26 protein-coding genes are annotated in these 25,592 nt (G+C 68.3%); 14 read left to right on the forward strand and 12 right to left on the reverse strand.

What is annotated here, in order from left to right; all coding sequences use genetic code 11:
• Positions 1-103: 103 nt before the first annotated feature.
• From ACZ50N_RS15305 to ACZ50N_RS15340, 8 genes are all read left to right on the forward strand, one after another.
• Complete coding sequence (locus ACZ50N_RS15305) at positions 104-778, forward strand: hypothetical protein (protein ID WP_464469566.1); 675 nt, start codon at positions 104-106, stop codon at positions 776-778.
• A complete protein-coding gene (locus tag ACZ50N_RS15310) occupies positions 775-1,023 on the forward strand; it encodes a hypothetical protein (protein ID WP_464473202.1) in 249 nt (82 codons plus the stop codon). Before ACZ50N_RS15305 ends, ACZ50N_RS15310 begins: the two co-directional genes overlap by 4 nt.
• A 2-nt stretch (positions 1,024-1,025) precedes the next feature.
• On the forward strand, positions 1,026-1,697 hold the full coding sequence (locus ACZ50N_RS15315) for a hypothetical protein (RefSeq protein ID WP_464473203.1): 672 nt from the start codon (positions 1,026-1,028) through the stop codon (positions 1,695-1,697).
• Positions 1,694-2,029 carry a hypothetical protein gene (locus ACZ50N_RS15320; protein WP_464473204.1) on the forward strand — a complete coding sequence of 112 codons (336 nt, stop codon included), beginning with the start codon at positions 1,694-1,696 and terminating at the stop codon, positions 2,027-2,029. Before ACZ50N_RS15315 ends, ACZ50N_RS15320 begins: the two co-directional genes overlap by 4 nt.
• Positions 2,026-2,415, forward strand: coding sequence for a hypothetical protein (locus ACZ50N_RS15325; protein ID WP_464469562.1), 390 nt, complete (start codon positions 2,026-2,028; stop codon positions 2,413-2,415). Before ACZ50N_RS15320 ends, ACZ50N_RS15325 begins: the two co-directional genes overlap by 4 nt.
• The gene (locus ACZ50N_RS15330; protein ID WP_464469561.1) at positions 2,412-2,705 is read left to right on the forward strand and encodes an RNA polymerase subunit sigma; all 294 of its coding nucleotides are present in this window, start codon (positions 2,412-2,414) and stop codon (positions 2,703-2,705) included. The genes ACZ50N_RS15325 and ACZ50N_RS15330 overlap by 4 nt, the downstream gene beginning before the upstream one ends.
• A gap of 33 nt (positions 2,706-2,738) precedes the next feature.
• Positions 2,739-3,521: an aldehyde dehydrogenase gene (locus tag ACZ50N_RS15335; protein WP_464473205.1), complete on the forward strand. Its 783-nt coding sequence runs from the start codon at positions 2,739-2,741 to the stop codon at positions 3,519-3,521.
• Positions 3,522-4,173: 652 nt separating this feature from the next.
• The gene (locus ACZ50N_RS15340; RefSeq protein ID WP_464473206.1) at positions 4,174-4,689 is read left to right on the forward strand and encodes a hypothetical protein; all 516 of its coding nucleotides are present in this window, start codon (positions 4,174-4,176) and stop codon (positions 4,687-4,689) included.
• Between the two features lie 21 nt (positions 4,690-4,710).
• Here ACZ50N_RS15340 and ACZ50N_RS15345 read toward each other — a convergent pair whose 3' ends face one another.
• From ACZ50N_RS15345 to ACZ50N_RS15375, 7 genes are all read right to left on the reverse strand, one after another.
• Positions 4,711-5,796 carry a BsuBI/PstI family type II restriction endonuclease gene (locus tag ACZ50N_RS15345; protein ID WP_464469558.1) on the reverse strand — a complete coding sequence of 362 codons (1,086 nt, stop codon included), beginning with the start codon at positions 5,794-5,796 and terminating at the stop codon, positions 4,711-4,713.
• The gene (locus ACZ50N_RS15350; protein ID WP_464473207.1) at positions 5,793-7,571 is read right to left on the reverse strand and encodes an Eco57I restriction-modification methylase domain-containing protein; all 1,779 of its coding nucleotides are present in this window, start codon (positions 7,569-7,571) and stop codon (positions 5,793-5,795) included. The genes ACZ50N_RS15345 and ACZ50N_RS15350 overlap by 4 nt, the downstream gene beginning before the upstream one ends.
• Positions 7,572-7,681: 110 nt before the next feature.
• On the reverse strand, positions 7,682-7,906 hold the full coding sequence (locus tag ACZ50N_RS15355) for a ribosome modulation factor (RefSeq protein ID WP_464473208.1): 225 nt from the start codon (positions 7,904-7,906) through the stop codon (positions 7,682-7,684).
• The gene (locus tag ACZ50N_RS15360) at positions 7,890-8,039 is read right to left on the reverse strand and encodes a hypothetical protein (protein ID WP_464473209.1); all 150 of its coding nucleotides are present in this window, start codon (positions 8,037-8,039) and stop codon (positions 7,890-7,892) included. The genes ACZ50N_RS15355 and ACZ50N_RS15360 overlap by 17 nt, the downstream gene beginning before the upstream one ends.
• 221 nt (positions 8,040-8,260) lie before the next feature.
• Positions 8,261-8,626 carry a (2Fe-2S) ferredoxin domain-containing protein gene (locus ACZ50N_RS15365; protein WP_110797965.1) on the reverse strand — a complete coding sequence of 122 codons (366 nt, stop codon included), beginning with the start codon at positions 8,624-8,626 and terminating at the stop codon, positions 8,261-8,263.
• A gap of 21 nt (positions 8,627-8,647) precedes the next feature.
• A complete protein-coding gene (locus tag ACZ50N_RS15370) occupies positions 8,648-12,583 on the reverse strand; it encodes a bifunctional nitrate reductase/sulfite reductase flavoprotein subunit alpha (RefSeq protein ID WP_464473210.1) in 3,936 nt (1,311 codons plus the stop codon).
• 2 nt (positions 12,584-12,585) lie between these two features.
• Entirely contained in the window at positions 12,586-14,034 is a 1,449-nt protein-coding gene (locus tag ACZ50N_RS15375; protein ID WP_464473211.1) for a nitrate/nitrite transporter, read from the reverse strand.
• A 153-nt stretch (positions 14,035-14,187) separates the two neighbouring features.
• Between ACZ50N_RS15375 and ACZ50N_RS15380 the strand changes: the two genes are divergently transcribed.
• From ACZ50N_RS15380 to ACZ50N_RS15395, 4 genes are all read left to right on the forward strand, one after another.
• Positions 14,188-14,541: a molybdopterin oxidoreductase gene (locus tag ACZ50N_RS15380; protein WP_073682317.1), complete on the forward strand. Its 354-nt coding sequence runs from the start codon at positions 14,188-14,190 to the stop codon at positions 14,539-14,541.
• A gap of 3 nt (positions 14,542-14,544) precedes the next feature.
• A complete protein-coding gene (gene nirB / locus ACZ50N_RS15385; RefSeq protein WP_464473212.1) occupies positions 14,545-17,010 on the forward strand; it encodes a nitrite reductase large subunit NirB in 2,466 nt (821 codons plus the stop codon).
• A 28-nt stretch (positions 17,011-17,038) separates the two neighbouring features.
• On the forward strand, positions 17,039-17,344 hold the full coding sequence (locus tag ACZ50N_RS15390) for a Rieske (2Fe-2S) protein (protein WP_073682315.1): 306 nt from the start codon (positions 17,039-17,041) through the stop codon (positions 17,342-17,344).
• Positions 17,345-17,473: 129 nt separating this feature from the next.
• Entirely contained in the window at positions 17,474-19,123 is a 1,650-nt protein-coding gene (locus ACZ50N_RS15395; RefSeq protein ID WP_464473213.1) for an HNH endonuclease signature motif containing protein, read from the forward strand.
• A 4-nt stretch (positions 19,124-19,127) separates the two neighbouring features.
• Here the strand turns inward: ACZ50N_RS15395 and ACZ50N_RS15400 are convergent, their stop codons facing one another.
• The 4 genes from ACZ50N_RS15400 to ACZ50N_RS15415 are packed head-to-tail and all read right to left on the reverse strand — an operon-like array spanning position 19,128 to position 22,524.
• Positions 19,128-19,520: a universal stress protein gene (locus tag ACZ50N_RS15400; protein WP_464473214.1), complete on the reverse strand. Its 393-nt coding sequence runs from the start codon at positions 19,518-19,520 to the stop codon at positions 19,128-19,130.
• Positions 19,517-21,058, reverse strand: coding sequence for a tripartite tricarboxylate transporter permease (locus ACZ50N_RS15405; RefSeq protein ID WP_046363248.1), 1,542 nt, complete (start codon positions 21,056-21,058; stop codon positions 19,517-19,519). Before ACZ50N_RS15405 ends, ACZ50N_RS15400 begins: the two co-directional genes overlap by 4 nt.
• The gene (locus ACZ50N_RS15410; protein ID WP_464473215.1) at positions 21,059-21,586 is read right to left on the reverse strand and encodes a tripartite tricarboxylate transporter TctB family protein; all 528 of its coding nucleotides are present in this window, start codon (positions 21,584-21,586) and stop codon (positions 21,059-21,061) included.
• Positions 21,583-22,524, reverse strand: coding sequence for a Bug family tripartite tricarboxylate transporter substrate binding protein (locus tag ACZ50N_RS15415; protein ID WP_464470730.1), 942 nt, complete (start codon positions 22,522-22,524; stop codon positions 21,583-21,585). The genes ACZ50N_RS15410 and ACZ50N_RS15415 overlap by 4 nt, the downstream gene beginning before the upstream one ends.
• Positions 22,525-22,721: 197 nt before the next feature.
• Between ACZ50N_RS15415 and ACZ50N_RS15420 the strand changes: the two genes are divergently transcribed.
• Together ACZ50N_RS15420 and ACZ50N_RS15425 are read left to right on the forward strand one after the other, a co-directional pair.
• Positions 22,722-24,278: a sensor histidine kinase gene (locus ACZ50N_RS15420; protein ID WP_464475654.1), complete on the forward strand. Its 1,557-nt coding sequence runs from the start codon at positions 22,722-22,724 to the stop codon at positions 24,276-24,278.
• Positions 24,271-24,939: a response regulator gene (locus ACZ50N_RS15425; RefSeq protein WP_464473216.1), complete on the forward strand. Its 669-nt coding sequence runs from the start codon at positions 24,271-24,273 to the stop codon at positions 24,937-24,939. Before ACZ50N_RS15420 ends, ACZ50N_RS15425 begins: the two co-directional genes overlap by 8 nt.
• On the opposite strand, the gene ACZ50N_RS15430 is transcribed toward ACZ50N_RS15425, so the two are convergent.
• Entirely contained in the window at positions 24,921-25,592 is a 672-nt protein-coding gene (locus ACZ50N_RS15430) for a GntR family transcriptional regulator (RefSeq protein ID WP_048422646.1), read from the reverse strand. The two genes, ACZ50N_RS15425 and ACZ50N_RS15430, sit on opposite strands and share 19 nt — an antisense overlap.

Raw genomic sequence — 25,592 nt, forward strand, 5'->3', positions numbered from 1 at the left:
TCGTCCCGGTCGACTGGGTACGGAGCGCCGGCTGCTGGGTCGCGGTCGCTGACACACGCGCGGGCGAGCGGACCCGGCACCACCGGGATAGAGCGAGCGCACCATGACGCCCGCGCAGCGCCGTGCCTGGCGCACCGAAGTTTTCGGCCACCCCGACCTGTCGCCAGCCGTGAAGCTCGTCCTCCTGGCGCTGGAAACGTACGCCGACTATCCGGCCGGGACGAACGCTCGACCGGGTGTCAAGAATCTGACCGAAATGTGCGGCCTCAAGACGCGAATCGTCGAGGAGGCACTGGCTCTCGGAAGGCAACTCAAGCTCATTGATCAGACCTCCCGAGCAAACCCAAAAGCGGGACTCGCAGCGTGCTATTGCCTACTTTCAACCCGCACCACCGTGCAGGTTGAAACCGATTCAACCCGCGCCACCGTGCGGGTAGACACTCCGACAAACACAGATTTCAACCCGCACGAATCGGCGTTTCTACCCGCACGACACGAGCTTTCAACCCGCACCACCGTGCAGCCCACCAATCCAGAACACCAATCCAGTAATACCAATGGGTTGTCGCCTCAGCCGGGTACGTCACCAGGGCTGCGCGACCAGTCGACGGACGAGACGACGGAATCGGCGGATCGGCAACCGGCGAACCGCAAACCGCCGTCGTGGATTCGCGGACCCTTCGGGCCGCGCTGTCGGGCCCACGGCCACCACAAGACCGCACCCGCCGAGTGCGAACGCTGCCAGGACGCCGCGATCGCTGCCAGGAAGTCCGCATGAGCCGGCCGATCCCAGCGGCGTACCGCGACGCCATCGAATCACCGTGCCCGACGTGCGGCGCCGAACCGGGCGAGTTCTGCCTCATCGACGACGACCGCCACGGCCCGCGACGGCGACGGGTGCCATGCGTCCGCCGCTGCCCACCGAGCCCGAGCCCGCCCGAGGTCGCGCACCACGCCGCGCCGGCCCAGCCGACCCGCTCGTTCAGCGAGCCGATCTATCAACCCGACGACGACCAGGAGTGACCATGACGATCGAGCCGTTCACCGACCAGCCCGCGACCAGCCAGCCTGCGCACTGGCATGTCTTCGCCGACGGCCCCGGCACCGGACCCGCCTGCGTGTTCGGCACCGACGACCCCCTCGACGAATCCGGGGCCCTCGGCCTCGCCGACGAGATGATTTCGCGGGTACTCGCCGAGCGCGTCCGCGCCTGGGACACCTTCTGGGTGTGCCGCTGCCCCGCCGACACCGGGTGCGCCCTCGACGAGGACGGCGCGTGTGACGCGTTCGATCTGGCGACCATGCGCCCGTACTGGACGCTGGCCGACGACGACGCCGCTCTCGCCGCTCAAGCCGCCGACGACGCACGGCTCGCCCTGATCCCCGCACCGCCAGGAGTCATCGGTGACCCAAGCGAATGGGATTGGGACCGCGACCTGGGCATGTACACGCGCTACCTCACGATGGGCGGCTGGGACGCGGCCGGTGACAGGCCAGGCGGCGGCAGCGGCTCCACGGTCGAGCTGTACGTCGTGCAGACCGAGACCGGCGCACTTCGCGAGTGGCGCATCGAACTCGACGGTCCCGACCTCGACGCGATGACAGCCGACGACGCGCGCCGAGTCGCCGCGGCTCTGCTCGAAGCCGCGACGGCGCTCGAAGCCGGCCAGGGACACCACCGGGAGCCCGAAGCATGAGCGACTGGTCGACCATGCGAGCGCTGCTCGCCGGCATCCCCGCGCTGCCGGGTGCGCGGTGCAAAGGGCGCAGTGATTTGTTCGAGCGGACCGTCGGCGAGCACCGCATGACCGGCCGGCTGACCAAGACCGAAGTCGACGACGCCCGCCGCGAAGCTCTCCGGGTCTGCCGCGTCTGTCCGGCACTCATGGCCTGTCGGACATGGCTGGACGGGTTAGGGGTCACACGGCGCCCAGCAGGCGTCGTCGCCGGCGTGGTGATCACGGCCGGCGGGACGCCGGCGAAGACCGCGACGCCGGCCACGCTCCCCTCCTCCGGGGCGGAATCATGACCGCCGCAGAGTCCGGCCTGATTCGAGCCGGCGGCGTCGTGGTCCTCTCCGGGGCGGCGCTGCGAGCGGCGCGTGACTGCGCCCTGATCGCGGTCAAGCACCGCAAACTGTCCGGCGTTCCGTACCAGGCGTACGAAGCCCTGGCCTGCGAACTCAACGCAACGATGGCCGCAGCCGGTCAATCGGACGTCCCCTCACCGGCCGTCGGCAAGGCTGCCGGCGTGGATGAACAACCGACCGTGCCGATCACCGAAGCCGCTGCCCGCCTCGGTATCTCGGTCAGGCAGGCGCGCCGACTGGCTCCGAAGCTCGGAGGCCGGTTGATCGCCGGCCGCTGGTTCGTCGACGAACTGGCGCTACGCCAACACACCGAAGGGAAGAAATGAACCGACAAGAGCGCGCCCGCTTCATCGCGAGCCTGACCGACGACGAGCTTCGACAACTCCGCGGACGCATGGAAGACCCCGGCGCGCGCGACGCCGACAAGCGGTTCGCGAAGAACCTGTTCACCGGATCGAACGACGCCAGCGACCAGGACGACGACGACCAGGACGACGGCGAGTACACCGACGAACAGCGGCAATGGGCTCGAGAACTCTTCGCCACCCTCGACGACGAGAACGACGGCTTCGCCGGCCTCTCGAACGGCCGAAACACCTTCCGCACGACACCCTGACCGCCACCCACACACGAAAAGGAATCCACCCTCATGATGCGAATCTCGGCGCGCACCCGCGCCCAAGCCGTCACCAACGCCGCCGACACGCTCCACGTCGCGCTGCCCCCCGCCTACGTCGAACAGTTCGCCGAGGCCGAAGCGTTCGCAGAAGCGGCCAACCAGACGGTCTGCCAGAAGGAAACCCTGCACCGTGTCGTTCTCGACGCCATCCAGGAGGGCCGCGACTACCTCGCCGACCCGGTGATCCAGCGGATGGCGCTCAATGCGCAACTCACGTCGCAGAACATCTTGGCCTCCGCACGCAGCCGCAGCGAGCAGCTGATGTTTGCCGCACTCGCAGACCACGCCGGCGACATTCTCGACGGGTGGGCCGACGCGCTCGATGAGCACTCAGCGAAGCTCGCCGCCGCCGCAAACGCCGGCGTGAATCTGAACGATGCCGCCGGCGCGGTCGCCCGCGGCGGCGCCATGATGACCCACCTGCATAACGCGCAGGTCGCCATCAGGGCGTGGAACACGGCGACGAACGGCTTCTACGCGCTGGCTGCCGCCGCCGGCGTCAGGATCAATGCGGACTCGGCGACCGTCCTGACGCCCGCGCGGCTCGCCGACCTGGCACCCGCGTACGAGCTGGCCCGCGACGAACGCGCCCGCGAGGTCGGCGTGTGGATTCTGGCGCGCAGTGGCCTTCCGTTGAAGCTCGCCACTCTCGACGAGTTCACCCGTCGGGCCGAGCAGATGAAGGCGGACGCCCAAGCCGCGGCACGCGAGCACGCTGCACGCGCGAACGCTGCCGGCTTCAACCGGCGGTAGCGCGACCCACGATCACCCTCGGCCGGCGCGGGACGGAAGTCCCGGTACCTTCCTGGCGCGCCGGCCGAGGGCCCACCACCACGACGACGAGGACCAGGCCGTGATCGAGCAGGGCGAGCCCAGCGCCGACAACGCGACGCGCGACGCCGCCCACACCTGCCCGCCATGTGGCGCACAGGCACCCAGGGCGGGGTGCCCATCGGGGGGTACCGCAGCGCCCCTCACGGCATATGCGTGTCCCCCTCCGGTTTGGTTTTCACAAAAAAACTCGGCTGAAAGGAGCTGCGCGTGCCCCGTCGTGCTGACGTTCCGTGCATCCGTTGTGGCCGGCTGGTGCCGACGTATCGCGATAGCGCGCCGCCAGGTCGGCGCCGCTGCCGATCCTGCGTCCACGCCGACGCGGCGCGGTGGGACCACGGCACCCGGACGGGATACGAGCGGGAGCGCTGTCGCTGCAACAGGTGCCGCGCGTGGGCTGCGGCCGAGGCTCGGGCCTATCGGGCTGCGTACCGTGAGCGCACTGGTACCGGCTTGCGCTCGAAGTACGGCCGCGGCACGCGGGACGCGATCGCCGCGATGTCGAACGAGTCGAGCGACTGAGCAAAGCCCGCGCCGTCCGGCCCACAGGGCATCCGATCGCTACTCTCTCGGAGTGGCGTCGTCCTTCCTGCTGATAATCGGTGACTCTCGCGGGCTCGCGTGGATATTGCGGGAACGAAAGATGGCGTTCCCCGCGCGAAGTCGCAAGGCCGATATCGACGAAGGCGACGAATTGTTCTTCGTGACAACGCGTAACTGCTTCGGCAATCCATCTGCTGATCGCAGTCGGATAGTCGGAATCGCTCGCACCGGGTCGGCCGTGGCTCGGTTGGAGAAGCCGCTGAAACTCGCCGGCCGGACCTTCGATCGCGGCTTCGACCTCGACATCGAGACGCTGGCACCGTTCCGCGTTGGAGTCGAGCTGCCGCCGCTTGTAGAGGAATTGGACGCGTTCCCGAACAAGCGGGCGTGGTCGTGGTTCATGCGGCGACCAGCGCTGAGAGTCTCGACCAACGACGCCCGCATGCTGCGCCGGCTCGTCAAGCCCGTCGGCGACACTCCCGATGATGTGATCCCGGCCTACCTTGAGTGGATCGACGCCCACCCGAACTCGCATCCGAAGCGCTGACGGGTCACGAAGCGTCCGGCGTCAAATCTCACGCCAGGAGAGTTCGTTTCCGGGCTCGTCGAGGAACCAGCAATACGTCCCGCTCGCAATGTCTTTCAGGCGCCGGCGGATCGTCGGTGCGTTGCGGCTCGCGAACGCGGACAGGAATTGCAGCTGCTCGGGCGCGATGTACTGCTCGACCGCCCACGCGATCAGGTTCTCTTTGCGCGCCTCGCTGATTTCGCCGTCGGTCGCGACTGCTTCGATGATCCAGAACGTCGCCGGCGTCACGCCGACGTCGACCACGATCGCGTCGGGCAGTACGGACGAGACGTTGATCGAGATGCCGATCGATGTCAATACGGCCTGATCCACGACGTACAGCTTGTCGCCGGACTGGCTGATCGCGAGCACGACCGGCGTGTCCAGGCGCGCGGGCGCCCACTGCTCGATCACGCCCTTGAGGATCATCGACGACACGCCAGGGTCGAGCACCCGTTGTCCGTAGCCCGGAAGCTGCACGGTGACTTCGTGCTCCGCGCCGGCGAGCTGGCTCGCGTAGTGAAGTTTCAGCTTCGCGCCGGGGTTCAGGTGTGCGTCCTGCCAGTCGGCGATCGCAGCGTCGAGTTCGTCGCCGTCGAGCGCGGGATCAAACAGGTCCGCGAACGATGCGGTCAGAGCCCACCGCGGCGCCGAACTGCTCGTCGCGATCCCTGCTCGCATGCGGGCGGCGCCGTTCTCCCTCCACTTCGGCCAAATCTCATCGCGCAGCGTCTCGCGGGTCGTATCGGCGTACCAGGGATGGTGACTGGCGCCCCACCCTTCGAGCAGCTGCTCGATCCGCTTCTTGCTGACCGCTGCGGCCGTGGCGTAGGCCAGGCGCTCGTCGTCGGCGGCGTGAGCGTGAATCACGTCCGACAGCCACAGGACCGTCGAGGGCCGGCTCCACACGTTCTCCGGTTCCGGGTCGCCCTCGTCGGCGACGACCGAGCCGACGTAGATCATCGCGGCGACGCCGGCCGCGGCGAGCGGGTTGGACAGCACCGCGTCGAACGCGTCCGGCGGGAACACTTTCACCAGCCGTTCGCGCACCGCTTCGCGATCGAGGACCGGGCGCAGCGTGGTCACGACGTCACCGGCCGATACGCGCGAGCGACCGCGGCGTCGAACTCAGCGTCGCCAAGGTCTGCCCATCCGGTCACGACGTCGGGGTCGGGCAGCGGCAGGGCTTCCAGCTCGTACGCGCTCACTGCGACGCTGCCGGACAGGCACCGAAGAACACGGTCCGTCGTGACGGTCGCGAGCAGGCGGGCGAGCAGTTCGGCCGGCACCGCCTGCGACTGGCCGCGGGCAGCGCGGATCACGTTCACGTGGTTCTCGACGACGACGCGACCGCCCCATTCGGCGAGCACGTCCGCGGTCAAGTGGGCCGTCACCAGCCGGCGCGTCTGCTCGGGCGCCGTCGTGCGCTGCACCAGCACGGCCGGCTCGGTAAGCACCATCACGTGTTCGTCGTTGCCGCGCAGCGTCAGGTACCGCGTCGCATCCCGCGCCTGGTCGCGATGAACCTTGCCGCCGTCGATGTCAGCGGCCCAGAGCACCGGCACGCGGCCGGCGCCCGGTCGCGGCCCGAGGTCGGTCTTGCGCCGGTTCCAGACGAGCGGGCCCGTCGACACCCGCCAGCCGACCGATCGGAGGTTCGTTTGCATGCCGATAGCCGCCGCCGCGGTCGGCGCGTCGTCGGAGTGACGGGGCAGCAGCCACGGCAGCACCCCGCGAGGGGATCGCACGGTCGCGACCTCGCTGGTCTGCGGCCCGATCGTCGAAATGGTGACGCGGCGGACCCGCTTACTGCTGAACGTCGCGAGGCAGGTCTCTTGCAGGACACCGCCGAACGATCCGCTGCGGTCGGCGACGAACGCGATTTCGCGCAGCGGCGCGTGCTCGGCGAGCACCCGGCGCAGGTTCTCGAAGTAGCGGCCGGCCAGGAACGACGTCGGGACGAGAGCGGACAGAACGCCGTCGCCGGCGATCGCGTCGATCCCGGTCGCCATGAACAGGCCGTACAGGTTCGCGTGCCCGTAGAGCGACGCGGCGAAGCGCTCCCGCTCGGCGGGCCCGAGCCGGACGCGGCCGTACGGCGGATTCATCACCGTTGCGAGCGTCGGAACGTCGGCCGGCGCCAGCCCGTCACCGACCGCGGCCAGGGCGGGCAGCGGGCGCCGGCGCGCTCGCGGCGTGCGAGCCAGGATCGGCAGCATCTCCGACGCAAGGAGGACGTTCGCGAGCCAGACGGCGTTCTCGTCGGTGTCGGTGCCGGCGATCACGTTCGGCAGGCCGGCGAGCGCGAGTTGCGCGTCCACGCGGGCAGCGGCGCCCAGGTGCTCGCGCAGGATCGGCAGCAGCAGCGCGCCGGCGCCGCACGCCGGGTCACGCACAAGCCCGCTCAGCGCTTGCGGACGCTTCCACCCGAGGGCCCGCTTCGTCATCGCCCACAGGTTCTCCGCGAGCACCTTCGACGTGTAGTGCCGGCCATGCTGCGCGCGCTCCCTCGGGTCCAGCTGAGACACGTAGAGCATGCCCAGTTCCTCAGCCGTCGTGCCGGCCGTCGTGCCGGCCAGGTTCAACGGCAACATGCCCAGTTCCTCGGCCGCGGCGCCGGCCAAGTCCAGCTGCGACGTCGCGCCGATCCAGTCCGGCATCACGGCGCCGGCGATCGCCCAGTCGACTTCGAGCCACTGCCCCGACAGGCCGGCCGCGCGGGCGCGAGCAGCCCACCACTCCGGGACGCCGGCCAGCACCGACGCTGCCGCCGGCGTGAGCGCGCGTGGAAGGTCGGGACTGGCCGCGGCCCGGTTGAGACGCGTCGACCGCGCCGGCATGGGCTCCGGGAGCGCCGTCACCTGATCCCCCCGAAAGTCATGCGCACAGTGTCGCAAACACGTCTGTCAGACGCGCTCGCCACACACCGACGCGGGCCCGATTTGTCGGCCGGCACTGGGAAACCCCGCGGTCAGTTCGTTGACGCGCCCCGCGCACCGTCAGCGGCGCCGCGCGCCTCGCGGTACCTCTGCATGGCCGGCCCGGTCTCGGTCCGAACGCGGATCATCCGCTGGTACCCGCGAAGCCACAGCTTCGGCAGCACCAGCGACTCGCCGCCGGCGTACGGGTTGCGGTCCCCCGGCTCGGCGAGCGAGCCCGAGTAGAGCGCGAACATGTACTCAGAGCGCTTTGACACCGGCCAAGCATGCAGCCGCGGACGCCCGGAACGTCGGACCCACGCCGAGCGCGAGGACCAGGACCACGACGTCGCCGCGGCCGGCCGGCCGGCGGGCCCGTCCGCGCGCCGGTTGCCCGACGGCCGTGGACACCGTTTGGACACAAACTTCCACCAGTTGCAGCTACTTCGCGTGAACTACCGTGATGTATTTCAGCAGCTCAAACCGGTTTCGGTGCCCTGACCTGGGAGGTCTGCGGGGGTTCAAGTCCCCCCTCGGACACTCAGCACGGTTCCCGGCTTCGGCCGGGATCTTTTCGTTCGGCGGGTCCTTGTCGCCCATCTGTCGCCCATCGATTCGACCACCGACAGATTTCAGCGTCGCTTTCTCGGCCGGTTGAAGCGGTGCCGCCGGAGGCTGCGCGGGAATTCCGACACGCCGGGCCCACCGTCGCACAGCCACTCCGCGATGGCCGATCCCGCCGTCTCGTCGAAGACGTACCCGAGCCAGGTCGATCGTCCGCCGCCCCGATGCCCATCCGCTGACGGTGTGACCACCAGGACATTCGACCGCTCGCAGGGTCCCAGGCAGTCGGTGATCCGGAGGTCGGCGACGCCGACCAACAGGGCGCTCAGCGAGCTGACCTGAGCGTCGTGGTCATAGTCGGGGTGTTTCTTGGACGTGCCGCAGCAGCACCCACGGCACAGAGTCACGGTGGGTTTCGTTCGGTCGAGGGCCACGGTCGCGATCCTGCCAGGTGATCAGTAGACGTCGCGCACGTAGCGCTTCTCCCCCACCAGCTCTCGCTTGTACGCCCGCGCGGCCTCGTCGTTCATGCCGCCGTGCGTCCGGATGATCACGGTGAGCGCGTCGTCGACGTCCTTGGCCATCCGCGTCGCGTCCCCACAGACGTAGACGTGCGCGCCGTCCTCGAGCCACCGCCACACGTCAGCGCCGTAGTCGAGCATCTTGTGCTGCACGTAGATCCTCTGGGCCTGGTCGCGGGAGAATGCGAGATCGAGCCGATTCAGGAATCCGTCAGACACCATGTCCTGCAGGTCTTCTCGATAGTAGAAGTTCTGCGCCCGGTGCTGATCGCCGAAGAACAGCCAGTTCGGCCCGGTGTGGCCGCGTGCCCGACGGTCCTGCAGGAAGGCGCGGAACGGCGCGACACCGGTTCCCGGGCCGACCATGATCATCGGCGTCTGCGGGTCCGTCGGCGGCCGGAAGTGCGGCGACCTCTGCAGGAACACCGGAACCGTTGTGCCGTCGGCAAGATCGGCCAGATGGGTCGAGCCGACCCCGCCGCGCGGCTCACCGCCCGGGTTCGCATAGCGCACCACCGACACCGTCAGCTGCACCTCGTGGGGACTCACCAGCGGGCTCGACGAAATCGAGTACTGCCGCGGGGTGAGCCGCACCAACACCTCCTGCCACGACTCGATGTCGGCACGGGCGCCGAATTCTGCGACCAGATCGAGGCCGTTCCGGTTGGCGAGCCACCTGTCCAGCTCGCGCCGATCCGTGCGCAGCCGCCGCACCGACGAACCGTCTCGGCTGTGCTCGGCGACGAAGTCGACCAGGTCTGCGGTGACCTTGCACACGTCGTAACGCCCAGCTAGAGCTTCCCGCAGCGACATCGGAACACCGTCGACGACGACGACCTCATCGCCGCCGAATCCCGTTGCTTGCAGCCATGTCTCGACAGCACCCTGCGTGTTGCGCACATAGACACCCAGCGAATCACCCGCCGCGTAGGAGACGTCGTAGGCGCTGATGTCGAAGCCGAACTGACGCACCTCCTTGGCGGCGCCCGACGGCGTCAGCAGCACATTGCGGCACAGTGGCGCCGATATCGGCTGCGCGCGCGTGAACGCTGCCGGATCGGGGGGTGGCGCAGCCTCGGTTTCCGGAGCCGCACCGGTCAGTGTCTCGACGACCGCGTTGGCCCACCGCGTCATCGGCGCTTGGTCGTGCACTTCACAGTCGGCGCGGTCGAGCACCCTCGTCGCACCGAGCGCGGTCAGCCGCGCATCCAGAGACTTCGCGTGCCCACAGAAGTTGCCGTACGAGCGATCGCCGAGCCCCAGCACCGAATAGCGCACGCCGGTGAGCGCCGGCGCATCCTCGGCGGCCAACCGCTCCCAGAACACCGCACCGTTGTCGGGTGGGCCCCCGTCGCCGAACGTACTGGTGACGATGACGACCTCACCCGCATCGGACAGCTCTCCGACGTCGACGTCGTCCATGGCCGCCAGACGCGCCTCGCCGAGCCGCCCACTGATCTTGCCCGCGAACTCCTCGGCGTTCCCGGTCTGCGATGCCCACAGCACCAACCGCCCTGCCGGAGCTGACGTCTCAGGAGCGCGGGAGTAGCGGCCGGCCAGCATGCCCTCGACGAGGAGCCGGGTCCGCATACCGAGCGGAGCGTCAGAGGGCAGTACCGGAATGCCTGGTCTCCCCTGCTCGACGCCGGCCAGAAAGCCTTGGACATAGAGCTTCTCGTGCTCGGTCAGCTCCTGAGCAGGTAGCGGCCGCAAGGCCACCGCACTGACTTTGAACTCCGGCTGCAGCGAGAAGGGGTCGACTGCGTCGTTGGTGAGAGCATTGACGGTCAGATCCTCACCGTGTTCGTCGTTCCAGTGGAACGGCACCCACGTGTTCCCCGGTCTGACGCGATCGGTGAGAAGGGCGGGCAGCACCGCACGGCCCCGCCGGGACACCACCTCGACCGCGCTGCCGTTCGCGATCTGCGCGGCTTCCGCGTCGTCGGGATGGATCTCGATGAACGGTTTCGGATTCAGCTTGGTGAGCTTGGCGACCTTGCCGGTCTTGGTCATCGTGTGCCATTGGTGCTGCAGCCGGCCGGTGTTCAGCACCGCGGGGTAGTCGCCGTCAGGTTGTTCCGCGGCGTCGACGTGCGGCCGCGGATGGAACGCGGCGCGCCGCGACGGCGTCGGGAAGGCCAGGCGCGGTCGGTGACCGTTCGTGTCGACGACGAGGGTCTGTGAGACACCGTCGTTGACGTAGCGAATCGGGTTGCGGTCCGGCGATCCGCCGGCGGTGTCCTCGGGCGGGCACGGCCATTGCACAGGCGTGTCGCGCAGGCGTTCGTAGGTGATGCCACGTAGGTCATAGCCGGTGTCCGGGTTGGAGAATCGGCGGATCTCGTCGAAGATCGCCTCGCTGGACTTGTAGTCGAAGTCGTCGCCGAAGCCGAGATGGCGGGCCACCCCGCAGATCAGCTCCCAGTCCGGTCGGGACTGCCCCAGCGGCGGAATGGTCTGTGCCAGCAGCGTCATCGTGCGGTCGGAGTTGACCATCACCGCGTCGGCCTCGGCCCACAGCGTGGCCGGCAGCACGATGTCGGCGTGGCGGGTGGTGGCCGTCTCGGCGTACGCGTCCTGCGCGATCACCAGCTCGGCAGCCTCCAGTCCCGCGAGCACCGTCGCGCGATTCGCAACGCTGGCAACGGGATTGGTGCAGATGATCCACACGGCCTTGATGTGGCCGTCGGCCAGCCTGCGGAACATCTCGACGGTGCCCGGACCCACGTCTGTGCGGATGGTGCCCGGCTCGAGTCCCCACTGCTCCTCGACGAATGCGCGGTCCCGCGGAGACAGCACGGCGCGCTGCCCCGGTAAACCGGGCCCCATGTAGCCCATTTCCCGCCCGCCCATGGCGTTGGGCTGTCCCGTCAGCGACATGGGTCCGCTGCCGGGGCGGCAGATCGCGCCGGTGGCCAGATGCAGGTTGCAGATCGCGGTGGTGTTGGCCGTTCCGTGGGTGCTCTGGTTCAGACCCATGGTCCAGCAGGTCATCCACTCCCCCGCCTCGGCGATCATCGTCGCGGCGGTGCGAATGTCGGATTCGGAGAGCCCGGTGATCTCGGCGACACGGTGCGGCGGGTAGTCGGCGAGGAAGGCCGGCATCGCCTCCCAGCCATCTGTGTGCTCGGCGATGAACTGCTGGTCGATCGCACCGTCGGTGACGAGCAGGTGCAGGATGCCGTTGAGCAGGGCGAGATCGGTGCCCGGCCGGATCTGCAGGTACAGGTCGGCCCGGTCCGCGGTGGTGGTGCGACGCGGATCCACGACGATGAGCTTCGCACCGGCCTTGAGGCGGTCGGCCATTCGCAGGTACAGGATCGGGTGGCAGTCGGCCATGTTGGACCCGATCACGAAGAACAGGTCGGTGCAATCGAAGTCGCTGTAGGACCCCGGGGGTCCGTCGGCGCCCAGCGACTGCTTGTAGCCGACACCGGCGCTGGCCATGCACAGCCGCGAATTGGATTCCAGATGCACTGTCCGCAGGAAACCCTTGGCGAGTTTGGTGGCCAGGTACTGCGATTCGATCGACATCTGACCGGACACGTAGATGGCCACGGCATCGGGTCCGTGCTCGTCGACGATCGCCCGCAAGCGGCGACCTGCCTCGGCAATCCCGTCGTCGACGTCGACGGCCACCGGATCGGCCCCTCGCGAAGGTCGCAGCAGCGCCGTCGTCAGCCGACCGTCGGTGGCGGCCATCAACTCCGCGTGCGTCGCTCCCTTCGTGCACAGCCGGCCCGCGTTCGTCGGGTGCAGGGTGTCCCCGGACACCGTCACGATGACCGGCGCACCGGTCGCGGGGTCGGAGCGGGTCTGGACCGAGATCCCGCACCCGACACCGCAGTACGAACAGGCTGTACGCGTCATGGCTATCCGGTGGGAACCGGGGTGGCCGACCGCCCCAGGTGTTCCCCGCTACGCGCCTGATGCTCCCGCAGCCGCAGGAACACCACCCACGTCACCACCGCGCACACCACGTAGAACAGCCCGAACACCCAGAAGGCGTTGGTCGCCGACTTCGCGTCGCCGACGTAGGAGGCCCGCAGCACGATGTTGATGAACACGCCGCCCAGCGCGCCGACCGCACCGGCGAATCCGATCAGCGCACCCGACATCGACCGAGACCAGGCGGCCTTCTGCTCTCGGTCGAGGTCGTCGCGGCCTTGCGCCTTGGCCTCGAAGATCGACGGGATCATCTTGTAGGTCGAGCCGTTGCCGATGCCCGAGAGCACGAACAGGAGGATGAATCCGATGACGAAGCCGGCCATCTGACCGCCGGTGGCCGCGCCGGCCTGCGCGTCGTCGAGAGTGCCCGCCACGATGAGGATGCCGGCGGCGAACATCATCGCGATGAACGTGTACAGCGTGATCTTGCCCCCGCCGATGCGGTCGGCGAGCTTGCCGCCGAACGGACGCGCGATGGAGCCGAGCAGCGGCCCGAGGAAGGCGATCTGGGCGGCGTGCAGCGATGCCTGCGCCGGGGTGTCACCACCGGCGAGGTAATTGATCTGCAGCACTTGGCCGAATGCGAACGAGAACCCGATGAACGAGCCGAAGGTCCCGATGTAGAGGAAGCTCATCACCCAGGAATGCCTGAACCGCAGGGCTTCCACCAGCGCACCGAGGTTCGACTTCTGGTTGCGCAGGTTGTCCATCTTCACCGCCGCGCCCGCGGCCGCCACGCTGATCGCCACCAGGTAGACGGCACAGACGATCTCGGGCCGCATGTTCCCCGCCGTGGAGATCACGAGCAGGCCGATGAGCTGGATGACGGGGACGCCGATGTTGCCGCCGCCGGCGTTGAGCCCGAGCGCCCAGCCCTTGAGCCGCTGCGGGTAGAACGCGTTGATGTTCGTCATCGACGAGGCGAAGTTGCCGCCGCCGAGACCGGCGAACGCGGCGACGACCAGATAGGTGGTGTAGGACGCGGGATTCTTCATGAAGTACAGCGTCAGCAGGGTGGGTATCAGCAGCAGCAGCGCGCTGACGATCGTCCAGTTCCGTCCGCCGAACCGGGCCGGTGCGATCGTGTAGGGAATGCGCATGAACGCGCCGACCAGCGTCGGCACCGCGACCAGGTAGAACTTGCCGGCGGCGTCGATCCCGTAGACGTTCTGCGGCATGAACAGCACCATCACCGACCAGATCGACCACACCGAGAAGCCGACGTGTTCGGCGATCACCGACCAGATGAGGTTGCGGCGGGCAACGGTCTTGCCGCCTGCTTCCCACGCCTCGACGTCTTCGGGGTCCCAATGCTCGATGTCGTGCGTGCCCGCTGTCCCTGTTGCCATGCACCCAGTGAAAGCGCCGGTCATTCCCGACCCGTTGCACCTCGATGACGCAAGTGAAAACTCACCCTCACAGCGCGGGCCGGCTCACCGTGAGGCAGCCGCGATGTGAGCGGGGGTATCCATGGGCGCAGCATCGACGAAACCGCCCGGAAACACGCGGCTCATACCTTTCCCAGCATGTCCGACGGAAGCAGTCCGCAATTCCTGCAAGGCACTTTCACCTTCGTGGGCAAGGGCTACGACGCGCCCCTGCCCGTGGACGCCTCGCTCAGATATCAGGTGCCCGCGGGCGCCATCGCGCAGCCGGTCTATTTCCGCGGGGGCAACTCGGCCGACGAGATGGTCAGCGTCGTGTTGTTCCGCGACGGAGCGCCGATGCGGTACTTCCCGATCGCCGCCAAGGGAGCGACCCACGTGGCGCTGCGGGTGGTCGAGGATCTGCTCGCCGACACCGTGCTCGAGATCTACGTGGCCGCACCCGACGGGCTAGAGGGCACGGTCGTCGTCGATCTCGGTCTGGTCGAGGTGTAGACGGTGGCGCAGCGGCTCGTCGTCGTCGGCAACGGAATGGCCGGCATTCGCGCGTTGGAGGAGATCCTCGCTCGCGGCGGCAGGGACCAGTTCCAGATCACCGTGTTCGGCGACGAGCCGTACGGCAACTACAACCGCATCCTGCTGTCAAATGTGCTGGCCGGCGCCGACGATCCGACCGACATCTACCTCAACACGCTGGATTGGTACGCCGACAACGACATCGAGTTGCGCGCGGGGGTGCGCGTCGTGCGGCTGGACACGTTCGCCCACCTGGTGCACGCCGACGACGGCACCACCCTGCACTACGACAAACTCATCCTCGCGACGGGCAGTCGCTCGTTCTTCCCGCCGATGGCCGGGCTGTGGGCGGACAACAAGACGTTGGCCGACGGTGTGTTCGGGTTCCGCACGCTCGACGACACCGCGGCGATGATCGCCGAAGCGGCGCACCGCACGACGGCGGTCGTCGTCGGGGGCGGTCTGCTGGGCCTGGAAGCTGCGCGCGGACTGCAGAACCGCGGCCTCACAGTGGATGTCGTGCACGCCGGACCCACTCTGATGAACGCTCAACTCGACGACCCCGCCGGGGCGATCCTGCGGGCGTCGGTGGAGTCACTCGGCATCGGTGTGCACACCGAGAAGCGCACCAGCGAGGTGCTGGTGACCGACGGCCGGTTGACGGGCATCCGGTTCGCCGACGGCTCCCAGTTGGACTGCGACATGCTGGTGATCGCGGCGGGTATCCGGCCGAATGTCGGCCTGGCCCAACGGGCCGGGCTCACGGTGGAACGCGCCGTCGTCACCGACGACCACATGCGGTCGGTGGATGACGACGACGTCTACGTCGTCGGTGAGTGCGCCCAGCATCGCGGCCAGGTCTACGGCCTCGTCGCACCACTGTGGGAGCAGGCGCGCGTGCTGGCCGACCACCTCACCGGTGCGGACGTCACCGCCGCCTACCACGGGTCCCGGGTGGCGACGAAGCTCAAGGTCGCCGGCGTCGACGTCGCTTCGATGGGCGTCAAGGCACCCGAGCACCCCGACGACGAGTTCGTGCAGTACAGCGAACCCAAGCACGGCGTCTACAAGACGGTGGTGATCCGGGACGGCAAGCTGGTGGGCGCCACGCTCGTCGGTGACGTCTCGAAGGTGTCGTTCCTGACCCAGGCCTTCGACAGTGGGCTCCCGCTGCCCGACGAACGGGTGGCGCTGATGTTCGACATCGGGACCCCCGACGTCGGCGTCGGTATCAGCGAACTGGCCGACGATGCGCAGGTCTGCAACTGCAACGGCGTCTCCAAGGGCGCGCTCGTGGCGTGCGTGCGCGACGGCGAGACTTCGGTGGCGGGCGTGATGGCGAAGACCAAGGCCGGCAAGGGATGTGGCTCCTGCAAGGAGCTGGTCTGCCAGGTCGTGGAGTGGGCCGCCGGTGGCGCCGTCACCGAGGACACGTCGGCGTCCTGGTATGTGCCCGCCGTCCCCTATGACAAACCGACACTGATGCACCACATTCGTGAGCTCCAATTGCATTCGGTCTCATCGGTGTTCGCCGCCCTGGCCCCCGACGGCAAGCCCGATGCCGGCTCGAAGATGGCGCTGGCGTCGCTGCTGGAGATGATGTGGGCCGACGAATTCGTCGACGAGCGCGACGCCCGGTTCATCAACGATCGGGTGCACGCCAACATCCAACGTGACGGCACGTTCTCGGTGGTGCCGCAGATGAAGGGCGGGGTCACCAGCGCCGCGCAACTGCGCAAGATCGCCGACGTGGCAGAGAAGTACGAGATCCCGATGATCAAGTGCACGGGTGGTCAGCGCATCGACCTGCTCGGGGTGCGCAAGGAGGATCTGCCCGCGGTGTGGGCCGATCTGGACATGCCGTCCGGTTACGCCTACGGCAAGAGCTTCCGGACCGTGAAAACCTGTGTGGGCAGCGACTTCTGCCGCTATGGCGTGGGTGACTCCACAGCGCTGGGCATCGCGATCGAAGAGCGGTACCAGGGGCTGGCCAGCCCGGCGAAGATGAAGCTGGCCGTCACAGGCTGTCCGCGCAACTGCGCCGAGTCGCTGTGCAAGGACCTCGGGGTCGTCGCCGTGGACGGCGGCCGCTGGGAGATCTATGTCGGCGGGGCGGCCGGGGCGCACATCCGCAAGGGTGACCTGCTGGCGACGGTGGATTCCGCCGAGGAGGTGATGACGCTGACGGGCCGGTTTCTGCAGTACTACCGGGAGAGCGCGAACTGGCTGGAACGCACGTACAAGTGGGTGCCGCGGCTCGGGATCGAGCACATCCGGGCGGTGGTGGTCGAGGACGCCGACGGGTTGGCCGCGGGGCTGGACGAGCGGATGCAGAAGTCGGTTGCCGCCTATCGCGATCCGTGGAGCGACGGCCGAGAACCTCAGACGGAGGGTCAGTTTCGCACGTCGCTGCCGCTGCTGCCGCTCCCCCAGGTGCCCGTCCGATGAGCGCTTGCGCGAAGAGCAGAGTCCACCGATGAGCGCTTGCGAGGTCGGCAGGCTCGACGAGATCCCGGTCGGCGAAGGACGCACCTTCGCGGTCGACGGGCGCCAGGTGGCGGTGTTCCGGCTGCGTGACGACTCGCTGCGCGCGCTCGACGCGGTGTGTCCGCACCGAGGTGGGCCACTCGCGGACGGGCTCACCGACGACTGTGTGGTGGTGTGCCCGCTGCACGGGCACACCTTCGACATGTCGACGGGCACCGAGGTGTCCGGCGCCGACTTCGCGGTGCGAAGCTATGTGGTGGAGGCAGTCGACGGGGCCATCCAGGTCACGCTGTAGCGGCGGGCTACCACACGGGTCTGACACAAATCATGCTGTGCGATAGGTTTATTCACAGCGTGGCCGTTATCCACAGGTGACCGGGGATGCCGCGGCGGAGAGCAGCGGTAGACGCATAGATTCGACGGTATGTTCGAACGTTTCGTCACCGGCGCCACGACCCCCGGCGAGCGGGTGCGGGCGTATGCACGTGTCGAGAACGCCGCTTGCGCAGCCCGGTTGTCGGCGATGGCCGATCTGCTCGAGCGGGCCTACGCCGCGTCGGGCTCGGCCCAACGGGAGCAGTGGCGTTGCGACAATTGGTCCTCGGTGTGCGCGCAGATCGGTGCGGCACAGACATTGACCAACGGAATGGTCAACGCGCTGTTGACCAACGCGGTGGTCCTTCGGGATCGGCTGCCCAAGGTCGCTGCGGTCTTCGCCGAGGGGCTGATCACCTACCTGCTGGTGCGCACCATCTGTCAACGGACCGCGCTGGTGCAGGATGCCGCCGCGCTGCGGGCAATCGATGCCGAGTTGGCTGAGCAGCTACGTACGTGGGGTGCGAAGTCGCTGAGTCAGACCGATGCTGACATCGACACGCTTGTGCTGCGCCACGACCCGTATGCGGTGCGCCGGGCCGAGGAAGTGGTGCGCACGACCGGAGTCACCGTGCACACCGATGGCGCCACCGGAGTCGCACATGTGGACGCGACCGTCACCGCCACGGATGGTGCGGCATTCGACCGGCGCGCCGACCTGCTGGCACGCACGGTGTGCGATCGGGATCCGCGCACGCTGGATCAGCGCCGCGCGGCCGCGTTGGGAGCGATGGGCTTCGGCTGGGACCGGTTGCCCTGCATGTGTGAGGGTGCCGATTGCGACGCCGCCGCCAGACCGCCGGTCGGTGGGGTCGTCATTCACGTCATCGCCCGTGAGGACGCGGTCGGGGACGGAATGAACTGTGCTGCAGGTGCCGCGACGCCGGATCCGGGCCAAGAGTCCAGACCGCTGGCACCACCAGATCCCCAACGGGGGCCCGCCGCCGTTGCGGTCTCGCCGCCGCCGAAGCCATCAACGGGCCATCTCTTCGCGCAACGGCGTGCCCTGACGGGCGAGCCGCCGCCGCTGTTGTCGAAACCATTGCGCGATCACACTGTTGCTGAGCTCATGGCCGAATTGAGCGCCGGCCCCGGCGAGTTCAGTGCGGCGTCGCCCGGAATCATCGTCGGCGGACCGGTGCTGCCCGCGGCAGTCGTCGCTCAACTCGCGATGCACGCCTGGAGCACGAGGCTGATCCTTCCGGGCCAAACTTCACCGGAACCGCGCTACCGGCCCTCGCGAACGTTGGCCGACTTCGTGCGGTCCCGAGACCTGACCTGCCGTCACCCCGGCTGTACCCGGCCGATCGACGACCTCGACCACACGATCCCCTACCCCTGGGGACCGACGTGCGCGTCGAACCTGGCCGGCTACTGCCGTCACCACCACCTGCTGAAGACCTTCTGGCCGGGCTGGTCCACCGTGCAGTATCCCGACGGGACGATCGTGGTCACCGATCCTGACGGCCAGGCCTCGACGAGCTACCCGGGCAGCCGATTGCTGTTCCCTGAGCTGTCCGAACCCACCGCGCCGGTCCGCGTGTGCGCCGCCCCGCCCCCGAAGCTGAGCGCCAGCCTCACGATGCCGAAGCGGCGGATCACCCGCATGCAGGCGCGTCGACAACGCGTCGAAGCGGAGCGACAACGCAACGCGCCGTGGGCCGAGCAGTATGTGCGAGAGTCGGTCCCGGCGTTCTAGCGGATCACTCCTCGGCAGGCTTGACCGCCAGCACCGGCTTCGGGCATTCCAGGATCAGCTTCTGGGCCACGCTGCCGAGTAGCAGCTTGCCCACCGGGCTGCGGTGGCGGATGCCCACCACGAGCAACTGCGCGTCGTCGCGCTCCATGGCGGACAGCAGCTCGTCGGCGGCGTCGACACCCACCGGCTGAGTCAGCTGGTAGGCCAGGCCGCACTCCTGCAGCCGCGCCTCGACATCGTGCACCTGCTCTTCGCCGGCGAACCGCGAATCCACGTAGGACTCACCGGATGTCGCGTTGATGACGAACAGGTCGGTGCCGCGCAGCTCGGCCTCGGAGATGCCGTGCTCGAGCGCCGCCTGGCCGAACCGGTCCGCGGTGTATCCCACGACGATCACAGCTGACCCGCCTTTTCCTTCTGGTCCTTGTCGTCCTCGACCACCAGCAGCGTCTCCTCGCTGCGGTGCATCAGCCGCAGCACCAGCGGCGCCAGCAGCAGCAGCGCCATCAGCACATAGGTGACGATCGCGACCGGCTCGGTGAACAGATTGCCCCAGTCACCGCCACCCAGCTGCAGGCTCTGCCGGAGCTGGCGTTCGATACGCGGCCCCAGGATCACCCCGATGATGAGCGGCAGCACCGGTAGACCGAAGCGCCGCATCATCAGACCCATCAAGCCGAACACCAGCAGCAGAACCAGATCCAGCGGTTGCAGATTGACGGCGAAAGCACCGAGCGTGGCGAAGAAAAGGATGCCGGCGTACAGGTACGGCCGCGGCGTGCGCAGCAGCTTGGCCCACAGCGGCGCCAACGGCAGGTTCAGCACCAGCAGGAGGAAGTTGCCGATGAACAAGCTGGCGATCAGCGTCCAGATGAGCAGCGGCTCCTTCTCGAACAGCGTCGGCCCCGGCTGAATGCCGTAGGACACGAACGCCGTCAGCATCACCGCAGCGGTGGCGTTGGTCGGCAGCCCGAGAGACAGCATCGGCACCAACGTGCCTGCCGCCGAAGCGTTGTTGGCCGCCTCCGGCCCGGCGACGCCTTCGATGGCGCCCTTGCCGAACTCCTCGGGATGCTTGGAGAGCTTCTTCTCGGTGATGTAGCTCAGAAACGTCGGCAGCTCGGCACCACCGGCGGGCAGTGCACCGAACGGGAACCCGAACGCGGTGCCGCGCAGCCACGGCTTCCACGAGCGGCCCCAGTCCTGCTTGCTCATCCACGGACGTCCCACCGGGATCACATCGGCCGGCCGGCGACGCAGATGCGCGGCCACCCACAGCGCCTCGCCGAGGGCGAACACCGCGACCGCGATCACGACGATGTCGATCCCGTCGGCGAGCAGCGGGATGCCGAACGTGGCGCGCGGCTGTCCGGTCAGCGAGTCGATGCCGACGATGCCGATCGCCAGGCCCAGCAACAGAGAGATCAACCCGCGCATCTTCGATGATCCGAGCACCGCGGTGACGGCGACGAGCGCGAACAGCATGATCGCGAGATACGACGGCGCGCCGAGCGTGACCGCGAAGCGCGAGATCGCCGGCGCGAACGCGGCCAGCAGCGCGGTACCGATCGACCCCGCGACGAACGATCCGATCGCTGCTGTGGCAAGGGCTTGCGCCGCCCGCCCCGCTTTCGCCATCTTGTTGCCCTCGATCGCCGTGATCACCGACGACGATTCGCCCGGGGTGTTCAACAGGATCGAGGTGGTGGAGCCGCCGTACATGCCTCCGTAGAAGATGCCGGCGAACATGATGAACGCCGCGCTGGGGCTGACGTTGTAGGTGATCGGCAGCAGCAGCGCCACCGTCATGGCGGGCCCGATGCCCGGCAGCACGCCGACCGCAGTGCCCAGCAGCACGCCGATCACGGCGTACAGCAGGTTCATCGGGGTGGCGGCCTCGGCGAAGCCCTGGAGGAGCCAGTCGAAGTTTCCCATTTACAGAATCCCATCCAAAACGCCTGCGGGCAGCGGGATTCCGAGCCCGGAGTAGAACGCGTAGAAGCTGGCGACGGCCAGTACGGCACCGATCGCGATGTTGCGCACGTAATGCTTGCTGCCGAGCACGGTGGCGCACCCGGCGAAGAACAGGGCGCCGGCGACAGCCCAGCCGAGCGGCTGCACGAGCAGGATCAGCAGGATGAAGAGACCGACGAGCAGCCCGACCGTGCGCCAGTCGCTGGGCATGTCCGGGTCGATGTCCTCACCCGCATCGGCTTCACCGCGGGACCCGCGGGGAATGGCGATGGCCAGCACCACCGCCATCACCAGCAGCCCGATCCCGATGGCGATCGGGAACAGCCGGGGCCCAACGGGATCGACCTTCGCGTAGCCGCCCGGCATCGTCACGCCGTTGAAGACGAGGAATGCGCCGACGACCACCATCACCGCGCAGACGACGTACTGCGCGTAGTCCGGGCGAGCCGGCGCTGTCGTGTTCTGTTCTGTCTGTCCGGTGTCGCTCATACCAGCCCCAGATCCGTCAGCGTCGTCTCCACCCGCCGGTCCTGCTCGTCGAGGAAGTCCTCGAACGGCTGCCCGGTCATGAAGGCGTCGGTCCACCCGTTCTTCACCAGCGCCTCTTTCCAGGCGTCGGTGGCATGCATCTCTTCCAGCACCTTGATCATCGCGTCCCGGTCCTCGTCGGAAATGTCCGGCGGGGCAAGCACTCCGCGCCAGTTGGTGAAAGTCAGGTCGATCCCCGCCTCCCTCAGCGTGGGTGCGTCGACACCCTCCACCCGCTCGTCACCCGACACTGCGAGCACCCGCACCTGGCCTGATTCGATCTGATCGACGTACTCGCCGAGACCGGAGGTGCCCGCGGCGATCTTGTTGCCCAGCAGCGCCGTCAGCAGATCACCACCGCCGTCGTAGGACACGTAGTTGACCTTCGTCGGATCGACGCCGGCCGCCTTGGCGGTCTCCATCGGGAACAGATGGTCAGGACCGCCCGGGTTCGAGCCGCCGCCGACGGTGACCTTGGCCGGATCGGCCTTCCACGCCGCGATGAAATCGGCGACGGTCTTGAACGGTGAGGACGCTGGGACCAAAATGCCCTCCTGCTCCTCGACCATCTTGGCCAGCGCGGTGGCGTTGGACGCCCGGGCCTTCGAACCGTTGGTGAACGTCGCGCCCACCACGCCGAGACCCATCATCATCATCAGGTCGCCGTTGCCTTTTTCGTTGATCAGGCGGGCCATCGCGACGGTGCCGCCGGCGCCGATCACGTTGAAGACCTCGACGCGGCCGGTGATCTTCTCGTCTTCCATGACCTTGACCGCGGTGCGTGCAGTCAGGTCGTATCCGCCGCCCGGGCTGTTGGGCACCATCATGCGGAGCCGGTGCAGCCCGGAGTCCTCGCCGCGGGTCACACCGCACGCTGAGAGCAGCAGTGCGGCGATCATGGCGAGGACGATGCCGGCGACCGGCGTGCGCCGGCCCGATGCGAACATGTCGTCCCCCATCAATTGGTTGTGATGCTCAGCAATACTGGACCCCGGCAGTGACTCAGGTCACGCATAAGAACGCAAAGGAAATTCTGGTCATTAAGAACATCCCGCTCGCCCGCAGCCTCGCCGCGCAGTTCCTGGCGTTCCAGCTGATGGTCGTCGCGGTCGTGCTGATCGCGGTGGCGGCGGTCTCGGTGGCCCAGTCGACCAGCGAGTTCCGGGAGGCGCGCGGAACCAGGATGATCGCAGTGGCCGAGAACATGGCCTCCACCCCCATCGTGCGGGAACGCATCGAGCGCGCGCCTGCGGATCCGTTCGCCAGCCGCATCCTGGCTCCCGAGGTCGACCGCGCCGTCGCCCTCTCGGGCGCCACACTGGCCGAGATCCTCGCCCCGGACGGCACGGTGTGGGTGTCCTCGGCTCCCTCGCGAGTCGGGGCCCGGGTGGATCTCGGGCCGAGCCGCGCCGACGAAGGCCGGGCCTGGTACGGCGACGCGGACGTCGACGCCAGGCACAGCCTGGTCGGGCAGGTGCCGATCCTGTCCCCCGACGGTGACGTCCTGGCCGTCGCCTCGGTCAGCGAAGGCTATCCCTCGGTGTGGGCGCTGCTGTCCGGCGCGGGGGAACGGCTGCTGATCTACCTCGGCCTCGGCGCCGGACTCGGCCTGATCGCCTCCTATCTGTTGTCCCGCCGGATCAAGCGGCACACCCGCGGCCTGGAGGTGACGGAGATCGCGAGCCTCGCCGATCACCGGGAAGCGTTGCTGCACAGCATCCGAGAAGGCGTGATCGCGGTCAACAACGACGATGAGATCACCGTCCTCAACGACAGCGCCCAGGAGTTGCTCGGGGTGGGCGCCGACGCGGTCGGCAAGCGGGTGGACCGGGTGGGGATCGATCCTGCGGTGGTGGCGCTGCTCGTCCCGGGCGGGGCGAGCCGATCCGCAGAAGATCGAGTGATCGCGACGCGGACTCGAGTTCTGGCGTTGAGCCGTCGCGCCGCCACCAGCGGCGGCGAGCGGATCGGTACGGTGACCACGATGCGTGACAGCACCGAACTCGCTGCGCTGCAGGGGCAGCTGTCCTCTCACAAGAGCGTCACCGACACTCTGCGGGCGCAGACCCATGAGTTCGCCAACCAGCTGCACACGATCTCCGGCTTGGTCCAGCTCGGCGAGTACGACGCCGTGCGTGACCTCGTCGGCACGTTGACTCGCCGCCGGGCGGAGATCAGCGACGCGGTGACGCAACGCATTTCGGACCCCGCGGTGGCGGCACTTTTGATCGCCAAGACCTCACTGGCCGCCGAGAGCGGAGTCGCGCTCGCGCTGGCCCCGGAATCGCACCTGGCACCGCTGGACCCCGCACTGGCCACCGATGTGATCACGCTGCTGGGCAACCTGATCGACAACGCGGTCGACGTGTCGGTCGGAGCACCAGAGCCCGGTGTGACGGTGGAGATCGACGACAGCGACGGACTGGAGATCATCGTGCGCGACAGCGGACCCGGAGTGCCCGAACACCTTCGGGAAGCGATCTTCGCCCGCGGAGTCACCTCGAAACCCGACGTCCCCGGTGGACGCGGTATCGGCCTGGCTCTGGTGCGCCTGGTCACCGCCGCGCACGGCGGAACCGTCGGCGTCAGCGATGTTCCCGACGGCGGCGCCGAGTTCACCGTGCGCCTGCAGGGGGTCCGCACCGATGCGTGACGTGCTGGTCGTCGACGACGACTTCATGGTCGCCGAGATCCACCGCCGCTTCGTCGAGCGGGTGGACGGCTTCCGAGTCGTCGGAGTGGCGCGCACCGGCGGCGAGGCGCTGACCGCCGCGCATGAACTCGGCCCCGACCTGATCCTGCTCGATGTCTACCTGCCGGACATGACGGGTCTGGAGGTGCTGCAGCGGCTGCGGGCCGATGGCGACAGGGTCGGGGTCATCATGATCACCGCGGCGCGCGAACTCGACACCGTCAGCGGCGCGCTGGACGGCGGTGCCGCCGACTATCTGATCAAACCCTTCGAGTTCGATCAGCTGCAGACCAAGCTGCTCGCGTTCGCGGCACGCGCCGACGCACTGGAATCCGCGGCCGGGGTGGACCAGTCGCTGATCGATTCGCTGTTCGGAGGACAAGCGGCAACCCCCGCCACGAAGGTGCTGCCGAAGGGCCTCGGCGCGGAGACCGGCGAGCTGGTCCTGGCCGCGGTGCGCGACGCCGGCGAGGTCTCCGCCGCCGAATGCGCTGATGTGGTGGGCATTTCGCGGGTCAGCGCGCGACGCTACCTCGAGCATTACCTGAGCGCCGGGACGGTGGAGCTGCGGCTGCAGTACGGCGTGGGTCGCCCGGAGCGGCGCTACCGGCTCGCTCGGTGAGCCGCGTCGACCACCTGCGAGAGCGTCAGCCAGTTGTGCTGGGTCGCCGCGGCCGCACCGTCGGCGTCGCCCTTGCGGCACAGCGCGAGGATCCGCTTGTGTTCGGCGATCGAGTTCCGGCCCGACAGTGACGAGAAGCGCAGGTGTTCCAGACGCCGCAGCACCGGGGTCACCTGGTCGAGGACCTGGGCGATCACCGGGTTGGCGCTCGCGCGCACCGCGACCCCGTGGAACTCGTCATCGGCGCGAATCGCCGCATCGGCATCCCCCGTCGCCAGAGCCGCCGCGAAATCCTCGTTGGCCCTGGCCATCTGGGTGTAGTCGGCCTTGCCCATCAGCGGGACCGCGGTGCGTACCGCGAGTGCATGCATTGCGGCCGCCACGTCCTGGGCGTTGAGCACCGCACGATCTTCGATCGCCGAGACCACCGTCGACCGACCGGGGACCGTGTGCACCAGTCCCGAGGCTTCCAACCGGGCCAGCGCTTCCCGGATCGGCGTCCGACTGACCCCCAGCCACTCTTCGAGTTCCGGATCCCGCAGCTTCTCTCCGGGTGCCAGCGTGCCGTCGACGATGGCGTCACGCAACGACTCGTAGGCCTGCTCACGCAGCAGCGATCGGCGGTGTCTCCCTCGCTCGACCGGTACCGGCAT

It is taken from the genome of Mycolicibacterium obuense (assembly GCF_055397605.1).